This window comes from Proteus sp. CD3 (assembly GCF_008808075.1).
GTDB classification, from domain to species: Bacteria; Pseudomonadota; Gammaproteobacteria; order Enterobacterales; family Enterobacteriaceae; genus Proteus; species Proteus appendicitidis.
Genome location: NZ_CP019686.1, coordinates 2,360,609 through 2,374,329 on the forward strand (window position 1 = coordinate 2,360,609; position 13,721 = coordinate 2,374,329).

The 13,721-nt window shown below is 35.6% G+C and carries 8 protein-coding genes and 7 tRNA genes; 6 read left to right on the top strand and 9 right to left on the bottom strand.

Translation table 11 applies throughout. The annotated features are described in order from the left end of the window. Positions 1-168: 168 nt before the first annotated feature. Complete coding sequence (locus BTA34_RS10765) at positions 169-945, bottom strand: AraC family transcriptional regulator (RefSeq protein WP_151435609.1); 777 nt, start codon at positions 943-945, stop codon at positions 169-171. A 104-nt stretch (positions 946-1,049) separates the two neighbouring features. Between BTA34_RS10765 and BTA34_RS10770 the strand changes: the two genes are divergently transcribed. The 6 genes from BTA34_RS10770 (at position 1,050) to BTA34_RS10795 (ending at position 9,863) form a co-directional block, all read left to right on the top strand. Further along, positions 1,050-1,853 (top strand): sulfite exporter TauE/SafE family protein, encoded by an 804-nt coding sequence (locus BTA34_RS10770; protein ID WP_151435610.1) that lies wholly within the window; start codon positions 1,050-1,052, stop codon positions 1,851-1,853. 884 nt (positions 1,854-2,737) lie between these two features. Next, positions 2,738-5,017 (top strand): thiosulfate reductase PhsA, encoded by a 2,280-nt coding sequence (gene phsA, locus BTA34_RS10775; protein ID WP_151435611.1) that lies wholly within the window; start codon positions 2,738-2,740, stop codon positions 5,015-5,017. 14 nt (positions 5,018-5,031) lie between these two features. Next, positions 5,032-5,610, top strand: coding sequence for a 4Fe-4S dicluster domain-containing protein (locus BTA34_RS10780; protein WP_151435612.1), 579 nt, complete (start codon positions 5,032-5,034; stop codon positions 5,608-5,610). Beyond that, positions 5,607-6,386, top strand: a complete 780-nt coding sequence (gene phsC, locus BTA34_RS10785; RefSeq protein WP_151435613.1) for a thiosulfate reductase cytochrome B subunit — start codon at positions 5,607-5,609, stop codon at positions 6,384-6,386. Before BTA34_RS10780 ends, phsC begins: the two co-directional genes overlap by 4 nt. Before the next feature lie 276 nt (positions 6,387-6,662). Next, positions 6,663-8,804 carry a TonB-dependent receptor gene (locus BTA34_RS10790; protein ID WP_265576067.1) on the top strand — a complete coding sequence of 714 codons (2,142 nt, stop codon included), beginning with the start codon at positions 6,663-6,665 and terminating at the stop codon, positions 8,802-8,804. A 12-nt stretch (positions 8,805-8,816) separates the two neighbouring features. Next, the gene (locus tag BTA34_RS10795; RefSeq protein WP_151435614.1) at positions 8,817-9,863 is read left to right on the top strand and encodes an ABC transporter substrate-binding protein; all 1,047 of its coding nucleotides are present in this window, start codon (positions 8,817-8,819) and stop codon (positions 9,861-9,863) included. Positions 9,864-10,455: 592 nt separating this feature from the next. Here the strand turns inward: BTA34_RS10795 and BTA34_RS10800 are convergent. From BTA34_RS10800 to BTA34_RS10835, 8 genes are all read right to left on the bottom strand, one after another. Then, entirely contained in the window at positions 10,456-10,758 is a 303-nt protein-coding gene (locus BTA34_RS10800; RefSeq protein ID WP_088495080.1) for a helix-turn-helix domain-containing protein, read from the bottom strand. Positions 10,759-12,933: 2,175 nt separating this feature from the next. After that, a tRNA-Val gene (locus BTA34_RS10805) sits at positions 12,934-13,009 on the bottom strand. A 14-nt stretch (positions 13,010-13,023) separates the two neighbouring features. Then, positions 13,024-13,099 (bottom strand) — tRNA-Lys (locus tag BTA34_RS10810). A 40-nt stretch (positions 13,100-13,139) separates the two neighbouring features. Then, positions 13,140-13,215: transfer RNA gene (locus tag BTA34_RS10815), tRNA-Lys, on the bottom strand. A 38-nt stretch (positions 13,216-13,253) separates the two neighbouring features. Further along, positions 13,254-13,329: transfer RNA gene (locus BTA34_RS10820), tRNA-Lys, on the bottom strand. 41 nt (positions 13,330-13,370) lie between these two features. Continuing rightward, positions 13,371-13,446 (bottom strand) — tRNA-Val (locus tag BTA34_RS10825). A gap of 43 nt (positions 13,447-13,489) precedes the next feature. After that, positions 13,490-13,565 (bottom strand) — tRNA-Val (locus BTA34_RS10830). Between the two features lie 39 nt (positions 13,566-13,604). After that, positions 13,605-13,680: transfer RNA gene (locus BTA34_RS10835), tRNA-Val, on the bottom strand. Between the last annotated feature and the right edge of the window lie 41 nt (positions 13,681-13,721).

A 13,721-nucleotide genomic window follows, 5' to 3' on the forward strand; every position in this document is an offset into this window, starting at 1 on the left:
ATGGACGGGCTACATTTTACCTCCCTCACTCTCTATTAATCAAGTTTTAACGCACTGATATTGGAAGGAATTTTTTTGTTTCTTTTTTGAACATATCATTTGGCTTAAAAACCATCTGATAAATATCAGTATCAGTGATTATGTTTCTTCTTATATATGCTTTCTCTATTAAAACTCTTTCAGTTGTTTTAAAAACAATTTCGGTGAATATCCCATCTCTTTATTAAACATCGCGCTAAAGGCACTCGGATTTTCATAACCCAGTTCTAAAGCAACTTCAGTAACTGAATCACCTTTCTTTAAAGCCGTTAACGCATACATTAAACACGCTTTTTGACGCCAATCTCGAAAAGAAAGACCTGTTTCTTTATGAAAAAGACGGGTAAAAGTACGTAAGCTCTTATTCAATTTTTCAGCCCACATTTCTGGTGTTGTGCGAATATTTGGTTGTGACATAAATTCAGTACACAATTCATCTAATAAAGCATGTTGCGGTAATGGCGTAAAATAAGGCAATGGCTTAGCATGAGCTAATTCATGACAAAGCAAAGTCAGTAATGCGCTATCTCGTCCACCTAAATCATAAAGTAAAGGAAGCTCATTGGCCGAAAGTAATAACTGATGAAGCAAAGGAGAAACTTGTAAAACCTCACAATATTCTGAATAACGAGGAATTTTATTAGGTTCAATATAGAGACTATAAGTACTACTCCCCAACATCAGTACTTGATGTACTTTTTCTGCGGGGATCCACACGCCACTGTAAGGTAATACTATCCATTGACCATCTTCTGTTTTCACTTTCATTACCCCATTAGGAGCATATAAAAATTGAGCGCGTCGATGATGGTGAGCTTCAAGTAATGTGTCATAAGGATAATCAGAGCCTAATGCCAAAATATCACGAGGAAGATTATCCACACTGTTGATATCGATATTACGCATAATATTTAAATTGTCCTAAATTCGTATAAACTTGTCATTATCGCGTGGGTAAGCCATCACTTTATTCTATATTGTTAATCTCCTGACTCAACAGGAGATTTAAAATGACACTCTGGCTGATTTCTTTTGGTTTAATTTCAGGCATCACAACATGGTTATTTGGCTTTGGTGGTGGCTTTGTCACTGTTCCCTTACTCTATACACTTATTCTTACACTCTGGGGAATAGACAGTTTACCTGCTGAACATGCAATGCAAATCGCGGTTGCTACCTCTGCATTAATTATGTTGTTTTCTGCGACAGTCACAACTATTAAACACCATAAAGCAAAAAGGCTTGATTGGAATATCATGTCCATTCTATTTATTGGTATCGCTTTTGGTGGGATTTTAGGTGCGCTTCTCGCCTTAATGGTTGAAGGTGTGTGGATCAAGTGGATCTTTATTGGTTATCTTTTTGTCACTATTTTAGATTGCTATTTTCGCCCCGGTTTTATGGCTCCTACTCACAACGCAAAAAAAGTAACCAAAGTAAAAGAAAGCATTAATGGAACAGTGATTGGTATTATTGCCGCTTTTCTCGGGGTTGGTGGAAGTGTGATGACAGTCCCTTTATTACGCCGTAGAGGAACACCAATGGCACAGTCAGCAGCAATGGCGAACGCACTAACCTTACCTTTAGCGCTTACTGCAACATTCACTTATATCACCCTTTCTTTTACGTCACCTTTAAATAGTGAATCTGGGTTTATTGGTTATATTTGGCTAAAAGCTGCACTTATTCTGATTTGTAGCACTTGGGTTGGTTTGAAGATCTCTGAACGCTTTTTATCTCGTATTCCCGACAAATGGCATGCAAGAGTTTATCCTCTGTTACTGAGTCTTGTTTTAGTTGTCATGCTATTTTAAATCGTATCTTTTATGTAGAAGATACCAAGACAATAAACAACGAAAAAAACAATAATGGCTACACATAAAATATGTGGCAAATGGTGGTTTTGAGTGTTCAAAAAACTGCCATTTTTTTAACATTTCCCCCCATATTTTTCCTACGTATCTTCATTTAGCCTTAATGCTATTAAGACACATAAAACAAAAAATATCTCTTTTTGACAATCACGATACAGTTCCATAACTATTAATATCATTAATTAATATTTAAACATAATGAACAATAATTTATAAATTGTCTCGTATTTAGTATCAGTCTGTTTACGTTTAATTGAGCATTTTTCGTACCATTAATCACCGATTTATTTTTCTTTTTTTATTTGTATTTATTATCAAAATAACAAGTTAGCTATTTTTATAAGAAGATAATTTAAGAAAAAACCGGGTTTAAATAGCATTAAAAATATTATTTATTCTGATTTTTAAATAACAAATTAATTACAATGCAATCAACTTTCGATATATAAATAATTATATATCGATTGGCTTTTTTGTCAAATTTTAAATATTAATAATCATATATTTTAAATACACTTTAATAAAATGGATTAATACGATAACTTAGTGAATTTAAAAGAACAAAAGGTAACTTCGGCATCCCTTAAAACCGCCTACTCCTTCTCCAAACTTTTATCATAGTATTTAATAGAAGAAAATAATTATCATTTAATTTTGTCTATTTTAGTTAATTTATTTAGTGACATTTATTAACTTCTTATTCTCTATTATTTATTATTTACAACTAACTCATCACTTATGGATTAATAAAATGGAGGCACCTTCAAATATTTATTTAACCGTCCGTATATAATATTTAGCTATAAGAAGAAACTGGAGGTTATATGAGTATTAGTCGTCGTTCTTTTATTAAGGGGATGGGGATAGGATGTGTGGGTTGTACCGTGAGTAGTTTACCACCGGGTGCGCTTGCATTTAATCCTGTAGATTCTCTTAAGGGTCAGTCCAAATTAACACCTAGTCTGTGTGAAATGTGTTCTTATCGTTGTCCGATAGAAGCTCAGGTTGTTAACAACAAGACCGTTTTTATCCAAGGAAATAGAAATGCAGAGCACCAGAGTAGCCGAGTTTGTGCAAGAGGGGGAAGTGGCGTTAGCCTAGTTAATGATCCAAACCGGATTGTCAAACCTATGAAACACAAAGGTCCTAGAGGGGCTGGTGAATGGGAAGTGATAAGCTGGGAACAAGCTTATCAAGAAATTGCAGAAAAAATGAACGCCATAAAACAAAATTATGGTGCAGAAAGTATCTCTTTTTCATCTAAATCAGGTTCGCTCTCTTCTCACCTTTTCCATTTAGCTGCTGCCTTTGGTTCACCGAACACGTTTACACATGCATCGACTTGCCCTGCAGGTAAAGCCATTGCAGCATCAGTGATGATGGGCGGTGATCTTGCAATGGATTTAGCAAATTCTAAATATATTCTCTCTTTCGGTCATAACCTTTATGAAGGTATTGAAGTCGCTGAGACACACGAACTAATGACAGCTCAAGAGCGCGGTGCAAAACTAGTCAGTTTTGACCCTCGTTTATCTGTCGTTTCAAGTAAAGCTGATGAGTGGTTTGCAATCCGCCCAGGTGGAGATTTACCTGTTCTAATGGCAATGTGCCATATTTTAATTAAAGAAGATCTCTACAATAAAGATTTCGTTGAGAAATTTACGGTTGGCTTCCCACAATTAAAAGACGTTCTACAAGATACAACACCTGAATGGGCTGAAGCTCATTCTGATGTTCCCGCTAAAGATATTGTTCGTATCGCACGCGAAATAGCAGCAAAAGCACCTCATGCACTGATTATGCCTGGTCACCGCGCAACCTTTAATAAAGAAGAGATCAATATGCGCAGAATGATCTTCACCTTCAATGCCTTACTTGGCAACATTGAACGTGAAGGCGGTATGTATCAGAAAAAAGCAGCGTCAAAATACAATAAATTAGCGGGCATTAATGTTGCTCCTGAATTAGCGAAACCAAGCGTTAAAGGTATGCCTGAAATTACGGCAAAACGCATTGATGCAACAGCACCTCAATTTAAATACATCAATAAAGGTGGTGGTGTTGTTCAATCGATTATTGACTCAACTTTAGAGGGTGTACCGTATCAAACAAAAGCATGGATTATGTCTCGTCACAATCCATTCCAAACAGTCAGTTGTCGCCCAGAGTTAGAAAAAGCAGCACAGAAATTAGATTTAATTGTTAGCTGCGATGTTTATTTAAGTGAAAGTGCTGCTTATGCAGATTATCTGTTACCTGAAACCACTTATTTAGAGCGTGATGAAGAGATTTCTGATGTTTCAGGTTTAAACCCAGCTTATGCATTACGCCAGCAAGTTGTCGAACCTATTGGTGATACTAAACCAAGTTGGTTAATTTGGATGGAATTAGGTAAAGCATTAGGATTAGAAGCCTATTTCCCTTGGGAAAACATGGGAGTAAGACAGCTATATCAAGTTAATGGTAGCGAAGAACTTTATAAAGAGATGCATAAAAAAGGTTATATCTCTTATGGTGTTCCACTATTATTACGTGAGCCTTCTTATGTAAAAGCCTTTGTTGAGCAATATCCAGATGCGATTAAGCATGTTGATAGCAACAATACAATGGAAAAAGCCCTCTCCTTTAAATCACCAAGTGGCTTAATTGAAATCTACTCTGAAGAATTAGAAAGCCGTTTAGAAAACTATGGTATTCCGCGCTTCCACAACTTCCCATTAAAAGAAAAAGACGAGCTTTATTTTATCCAAGGTAAAGTCGCCGTTCATACTAATGGTGCAACACAATACGTACCATTATTAGCTGAATTAATGTGGAAAAACCCTGTTTGGCTTCACCCTGAAACAGCGAAAAACCATGGAATTAAACATGGTGATGAAATCATTCTGGAAAACAGTATAGGCAAAGAAAAAGCACATGCTTTGATCACTGAAGGCATTCGCCCTGATACGGTATTTGTTTATATGGGATCAGGTGCAAAAGCAGGTGCAAGAACAGCAGCGACTACAACAGGCGTTCACTGTGGCAACTTATTGCCTCATGAAATTAGCCCTGTATCAGGTACTGATGTGCATACATCAGGTGTCAGAATTAGTCGGGCTTAAGGAAAAAAATAACGATGAACAATAATGATAAACAATTTGTCATGTTACATGATGAAAAACGTTGTATTGGCTGCCAAGCTTGCACTGTTGCGTGTAAAGTCATCAATGACATTCCAGAAGGATTTAGCCGACTTCAAGTCCAAATTCAAGGTCCTCATGACGATGAAGCGGGTTATCCACATTACCAATTTTTCCGAGTTTCTTGCCAGCATTGTGAAGATGCACCTTGTGTTTCTGTTTGCCCTACAGGTGCCTCTTTTATCGATGAAAATGGTATCGTTCAGGTGAAAAAAGAGCTGTGTATCGGCTGTGATTACTGTGTTGGTGCTTGCCCTTACCATGTTCGTTATATCAATCCAATGACACATATCGCAGACAAATGTAACTTCTGTTCTGATACTCGATTAGCTGAAGGTGAATTACCTGCATGTGTATCGGTATGCCCAACAGATGCACTTGCTTTTGGCCGCATCGACTCACCTGAAATTCAGGCTTGGATCAAACAAAAATCCGTTTATCAATACCAATTAGATAATGTCGGAAAGCCAAGTTTATTCCGTCGTAAAGAAATCCATCAGGGAGATAAAGCATGACTAGTATCTGGGGAGCAGAACTCCATTATACGCCAGATTATTGGCCTGTATGGTTAATGGCAGCCGGTTTATTAATCGTTGCTATGATAGCTGTATTAGTTATTCATGGCTTACTACGCTATGCCCTTGCACCAAAACACTCTGGTCATTATGAAGAAGAACGAGTTTATTTATATTCTAAAGCAATTCGTTTTTGGCACTGGGGTAATGCTTTACTGTTTATCCTATTACTATTGAGCGGATTTTTAGGGCATTTCTCTATCGGAAATGTTGCTTCAATGGTGCTATTACATAAGATCTGTGGTTTTGTACTTATCGCGTTCTGGATTGGTTTTATTCTTATCAATTTAACAACCAGTAACGGCGTACATTACAAAGTAAGATTTAGTGGATTAATTGATCGTTGTATCAAACAAGCTCGCTTTTATCTTTACGGCATAATGAAAGGCGAACCCCATCCTTTCGCCGCAACTGAAACTGATAAATTTAATCCGCTTCAGCAACTCGCTTACTTAGGTGTGATGTTTGGTTTAGTGCCGCTGTTACTGGTTACTGGATTATTATGTTTATACCCTGAAGTACTTGGTGAAGGCTATTGGATGCTAAAAGCACACTTAGTATTAGGGATCGTGGCACTAATGTTTATTTGTGCGCACTTCTATTTATGTACACTGGGCGATACGTTTACTCAAACATTCCGCAGCATGATCGATGGTCATCACCGCCACCAGAAACATGATGATCATGGTTCCATAGCAGAAAAAACAGAACATTAATTTTTCAATATCCTTTCTGTTATGTTTCATTTCCTAAAATGCCCGTTTAAATGGGCATTTTTTTGATCTTAATTCAGAAACAATTTCATAATCTTATTATTAGCAAATATATCATTTTATTTACATGTTATTAGGTGTATAGTCGGCGCCCATCCTCGTTATATATAAATTTATACAATGATATACATTGCATTACATTTGCGATGAGCATCGTTGTATAAATTTTTTAATATCGATGGATTTAAATAACTAAAAAATACATTTTGGGAGTCTATCGTGAAGAAATTTATCATTTCGACAATAGCTTGTGCTATAGCACAAACATTAGCTGTATCAGCAAGTGTAGCTGCTGAAAATGCTGAAAAAATCGTCGTTACTGCACAACCAGTGAATAATAGTGAAGCCGGTGCTGGGTTTGTTACTCGTGAAGTTGATATGGGGCCATTAGGTGAGAAAAAATGGCTAGATACTCCTTACACAACAAATACTTTCACTCAATCTATGATTGAAAATCAACAAGTTACCAGTGTCTCGGATATCTTAAAATATAATGCCTCTTCCCAAATGCAAGCGCGTGGAGGAATGGATGTTGGACGTCCTCAAAACCGTGGAATGCAAGGCAATGTTGTAGCTAACTCTCGCTTAGATGGTGTGAATATTATTTCAACTACAGCCTTTCCAATCGAAATGCTTGAGCGTGTAGATATTATAAATGGTCTAACAGGCTCACTTTATGGACCAGCAAGCCCTAGTGGACAATTCAATTTCACCCAAAAACGTCCAACCTTAAAACGTTTAACCTCGCTTAATGCAACTTATGTCAATGATAACCAATTTAAAGGTCATCTTGATTTAGGTGGTTTTATTGATGACAACAACACTTTTGGTTATCGCATTAATCTAGTGCATGATGAAGGTAAAGGTTATGTTGCAGGTAGCAAAACACGTCGCCAGCTAATCAGCACTGCTTTTGATTGGAATATCTCTTCTGATACTGTGTTAGAAGTGAATTTTAGTGATTATTGGTTTAAAAAAATGGGCTTCCCTGGTGCGTTTTCTTATGGACCAAAAGTCACCGCATTACCTGATGCGCCAGATCCAACTAAAGCAGGCTATGGTCAAGCTTTTGCGGGTGTTGATCTTCACACCAGAACGGTCAGTAGCCGACTAAAACATGATTTTAACGAAGATTGGCAAATGAGTGCAGCAATTGGCTATCAAACAGCTGATCGTGGATTCCGTTCTGTTTCTAACCAATTAAGTAATGATGGTAAGCAATTTACACCAACGTTATCAGTACCGACAACTTATGGCCGTTTTACTGTTTTAAGTCATTCTGTCAATGTTAATGGTCATGTAATGACCGGCGCACTTTCTCATGATTTAATTCTTGCTACTAGCGGCTATCGCTGGGATATCTATGGTGCAAATGGTGGTGATCAGAAATTCACATTGCCAACTCAAGATATTAATAACCCTCATCGCTATGATGATCCTTCGAATGAAGGCTTTTATACAGGTGCGGCTCGTACTAAAAATAGTCGCTCTCAAGTTCAATCTGTTACTTTAGGTGATACTGTTACCTTTAATCCTCAATGGTCAGTGATGGGATCACTAAGCCAAAACTGGATCAAAGAAACGTCTTATCGTTCTGGTGGTGGAAATCACACTGAAAATGGTTTAAGCCCTGCTGTCGCATTAATGTTTAAACCTATTCCTGAAGTAATGACTTATATTTCTTATGCCGATTCATTAGAAGAAGGCGATTCAGCACCAGACACTGCCGAAAACAAAAATGAAGTGCTAAAACCTTATCGCAGTGAACAGTGGGAAATGGGGGTTAAATCGCAAATTGGCGATCTTAATTTAAATGCGGCTATTTTCCAATTAGAGCGCCCTTTTGCCTATGTGGGTAACGACAATATCTTTAAAGAACAAGGTAAACAACGTAACCGTGGGCTAGAGCTTATCGCTAACGGAAAAGTTACTAATGAACTTTTCGTTTTCAGTAGCATGACTTGGTTAGATCCTACCTTGACTAACACTGGCAATGCTCAGACTCAAGATAAAGACGTTGTGGGTGTACCAAAATACCAAGCTAATTTATTAGCTGAATACCATTACCCTACTTTGCCAAATGTTATCTATAGCGCCAATATTCACTACACAGGTAAACGTGCAGCAAATACCACTAATACTATGTGGGCAAAAGCGTACACCACCCTCGATCTAGGTGCTCGTTATCAAACACAATATTGGGATAAGAAAACAACCTTCCGCCTCAATTTAGATAACGTTACTAATGAGCATTATTGGGCATCTATTTTCTCAGGTAACCAAAACGGGGCTATTGGTGGGGCTAATGCCTTCTTAGGTACACCTCGTCAAATATCTGCATCTGTTAGTATTGAACTCTAAGAGGATCACAAAATGTATCAAGGGTTTTTCAAAACCCTGTGCATTACGTTACTGGGAGCTTTGGCTCTCAGTATCTCCTTTAATGTACAGGCACAAAGAGTTGTTCAATATTATCAAAACCAATCCATTACGGTTCCTGATTCCCCTGAAAGAGTTGCCACCAGTTGGAATGCGCAAAATGCCATATTAGCGATGCTGGGCGCAGGAGATAAAATTGTTTCGACAACGGATTTAGTTAAAACGATCCCTTTTTTTACGGAAATAGTGCCCGCGATAAAAACAGCCTCTATTTCGAGTAAAGGTAATAACGATACTCTAAATATCGAAACATTAATTGTTAGCCAACCTCAGATTTTTTTTGCAACAGGAAAGCTATCTGATGCACAAATGTCTGCACTAAAAAATGCAGGGATCAGTGTTGCATTATTAAAGTCAGGCTCTATGGATGCATTGTTAGAAAGAACATTGATCACGGGTGAGATTTTAGGTTCAAGTAGTCACCAATTAGCAAAAGATTACTTAGCCTACTTTCAGCGTAATAAAGCGCTTGTAAAAAATGCGGTAGGTGAAGTCAGCGCCAATAAACCAATGAAGGTCTATCATGCTTTTGGCTCACCATTAAGAACATCTGGCGCACCTTCATTAAATCATGATTGGATAGCGCTTGCAGGCGGTGTTAACGTTGCAGAGCATTGGTTTGATAATGTGCCAAGCAGAGCTGGCGATGTTTCTTTAGAGCAAGTTATTCATGCCAATCCTGATGTCATTGTCACTATGTATGCAAGAGACACCGAAATCATTAAAAATGCACCTGAATGGCAATCTATTACTGCAGTACGTGAAGGTCGAGTTTATACAAATCCTAAAGGCTTATTTTGGTGGTGTCGTGAAACCACAGAAGAAGCCTTACAATTTTTATGGTTAGCGACTGTTTTATATCCAGAACAAACAGCACATATTGATATCCGTAAAGAAACACAACAGTTCTATAAAACATTTTTTAATATCGCCCTCACCGATCAGCAACTCGAATACATTCTAAAACCTCTCAAAGACTAATTGTTGTTGCCTCTTCATATTCATAATGAAGAGGCAACAATAATCCATTCTAATGTGATATTAACTACTATTATCCATAAATAGTCATTTAATGATAAATATCTAAATTTTGATCTGATCACCTATTTTCACCAACGCACACATTTTGTCTTTATCATATTAAAATTCATTCTTTTTAAATTTATTGGTGTGAAGCGCATAAGTTATACGTTTAATAGCTTCAGAAATGTTATCAGGAGGTGGAATCGTGGTGGGTAATATATGTGGCAATTTTATGGGAAGCTTATTCTAAACAAGTATTAATTAGCTGCCTTTTTCTTATACAAATAAATACGAGAATATATTTCTCCAAGCATGAAAGTCTCGGTTCATTTACAATACAATTATTCTTTTTTTCTTAAAAATTAAAAATTATCATTCTCTATAAACGTAAAATGCCCTAATAAGGGCATTGGTTTCATATAGAGGCTTTATTTTATTCATTAAGAAAATTCTTATTATTAACTGACAAAAGGGGAATATCTGAATATAAGAATTATCTTACTCAATTTAGTTATTCTAAAATGAGTTACTTTCTAATTTAAGAATATTATTAGAAAATAGAGAGAGCCTTGCTATCGAAATGAGCTGGAATATGTTGTTCATTACGCTCAGTTTCTTGAGTCATTCCACCTGTTACTTCTTCAAAGAAGCTACCAATATTAACGCCCAGTACTTCAAGTACTCTAACTAAGCAATCAATATCAATACGGTTTACACCACGCTCATAACGAAATAACTGTTGTTCACTAATATCAATCTCTTTTGCTAACTGAAATACAGTATAACCTTGAGATTTTCTTAATGACTTAATTTTTTGTCCAACTGCATAAGCGACTGGATACTTGCTACTCATAATATTGTTCTCGCTTTTCACTTTGATTGATATCTAATTTTATAATGGTGTGTTCCTGCGCAATAATATGTAAAACTATATATTGTCGAGGACACCTTTTTGTTTTAATAAAATATTATTTTAGTAGATAAGAAATATTACAATTCATAACACGACTTATCATATGTAAATAATATACTACGCATTTAAACACTTTCAACTAGTCAAAAAAAGACAGTGCAAGTACAGTAATTTACTCATGCTAGTTAATAATACCTAGGATAATGGTATATATTCTTTATTTTCATAAAATTAGAATATTTTAGTTATAAAATTACGCTTTTTTTTCCTTAAACTTTACTCATTAATTAGAATTATTATCTATTACAAGCTTAATTTAAAGTGTGATTGTTTGAATTGTGCAAAAATAAATCAACTTATATCAGTCTAATTTATTTAAAATAATAAATTAACCTCGCAAAGGTAACGATTTTCTTATTTTTATTAAATAGCTTAAGCAATATCAATGAAATCTGATGAGTTTATAAATAAGCAAACATTATACTTTAATTTCAATACATTACAGATATTGCATTAAGATTTAGATATAAATCACACTTTAAACATTTGTTAATTAATTTATATAAGCATAAACCCTTACTCGTTCAACTAAATATATTTCAAAATCTACAATTCTTTATTACTCTAGAATAAACAAATTATAGATTTAATTACTCATTTTTTTTGAATTTTTATTAATGAATAACTTATTTTAAGTTTCAATTAGATTGAAAATCTTCTTTATAAAATAGAAAAAAGGTGAATGTTAATATAAATATTTTTGTTTTATCAGTAAGTTATTCAAAGACTACACTTATTACCATAAAAACTGTTCTTTTTATGAGCACACAATACTATTCTTTCTTTTTCGCTCAAATACGCGTATTTCGTACATTATAGAAACCGAGCAATCATCGCATATTAAGCTAAATTAATGAGAGAATGAACTATTAAATATCGATTTTAGTATGATCTAATTTTGTTAAAAAATACAAAAATTAATCTTTTTACGTCCTAAGTAATTTCACCTATTCCATATAAGAGTTATTCTTAGTGCAAAATAAACATTAATATTTTTATATAATTTATGTTCCTGTCAAATGCACAATTTTCTCCATTTTTCGTAAAAAATGAAATTAACCACTCCAGGACAAATCAATTACTGATAAAACAAGTGTATTTTGCTTTATATCATTTACTATTCAGTTCATTATGATAAAGATATTGATAAATATCAAACTTAAAAATTAATTTATTTTAATTCATAAGGTTAAGCAAATTATCTTGCTCGATCATATCTTTAAAAAAGAAGAATAAATAAGATAAAACATCATTATATTTTATCTTTCTTCTTGTTAGCACCATCCTATGTTTTATAAAAAGTACGAAAGATTAACTATAAAGCCCTATTTGGGTCTTTTAATCTTCTAAATTTTTTCTTAAAAAATGGGATCTACATATTTTTCAATGCTAACTAAAAATGTTTTAACTTGCTCATTTCACGAGAGATATTGCTCATAAGAAGTGTTCAAATGATTTATAACCGTGTATCTAAGGTTATTTAATTCTATTAATAAACTGGAAATGCCTATATTTACGCCTAAAGAGAGTAGAACTTTCTTTTTCAGTTGAAGTAATTTTTTTAATATTTTTAGCTCCAAATAGATACATATTTTCTACCGAACGCCCTTCATCTAAAATGATTAACTCAACAACAGAAGAGAGATTTCCTTTTTTATAAGCCCTCCATTTTAAATGATAAAAACATGACAAAATGTAAAAAAGCGTAATAAAGAAACCGACTTACGCTCTCTTTTCACAAAAAGTACAATGTAATAACAGGTTAAAACAGTCTTAGAGACTAATAGCGCTAAAGGAACAAGATGAGTAGCTAAGGGTATTGCCTTGGGTATATAAAAGGACTAGGAATGCATGTAGGTAAGGATATACGGGTATAAATAAGGCATGCATGAGCAAGATGATAAAACAGCAGATATAGATAAACCGATTGAGACTTAAAAGAATACAGCTAGACCGCAATAATACAGGTATTAAAAATACCAAATGGCTATTGTTGCTTGTTTTAAAGAAATACTAGGGAAATAAAAAAGAAGGAATGAAGAAAAGATAAAGAAGTGGTGGGCGGTATTGGGCTCGAACCAACGACCTCCTCCTTGTAAGGGAGATGCTCTACCAACTGAGCTAACCGCCCGCTTGATTATTAAATGGTGGGTCGTGGGCGATTCGAACGCCCGACCAATTGATTAAAAGTCAACTGCTCTACCGACTGAGCTAACGACCCATTTAATAATTTTGCGTAAATCTATAAGTAGCTTTGTGAATGGTGGGTCGTGGGCGATTCGAACGCCCGACCAATTGATTAAAAGTCAACTGCTCTACCGACTGAGCTAACGACCCGTCACAATGTTCACTACTTTATGTTGTATTTTTAGGAATGGTGGGTCGTGGGCGATTCGAACGCCCGACCAATTGATTAAAAGTCAACTGCTCTACCGACTGAGCTAACGACCCATACCTAAATTTGTGATATTGCGCGAAATAACCGGATGAAGTGGTGGGCGGTATTGGGCTCGAACCAACGACCTCCTCCTTGTAAGGGAGATGCTCTACCAACTGAGCTAACCGCCCACTTCATGATGACTAAATTCTCACTACCACGCTTTAATGTAATTGGTGGGCGGTATTGGGCTCGAACCAACGACCTCCTCCTTGTAAGGGAGATGCTCTACCAACTGAGCTAACCGCCCAATTACACTAAATCATACAACGTATCACAACAAAAATAATGGTGGGCGGTATTGGGCTCGAACCAACGACCTCCTCCTTGTAAGGGAGATGCTCTACCAACTGAGCTAACCGCCCGTCGTGATGGGGTGCATTATAGGGATACTGCGCTATGAGTC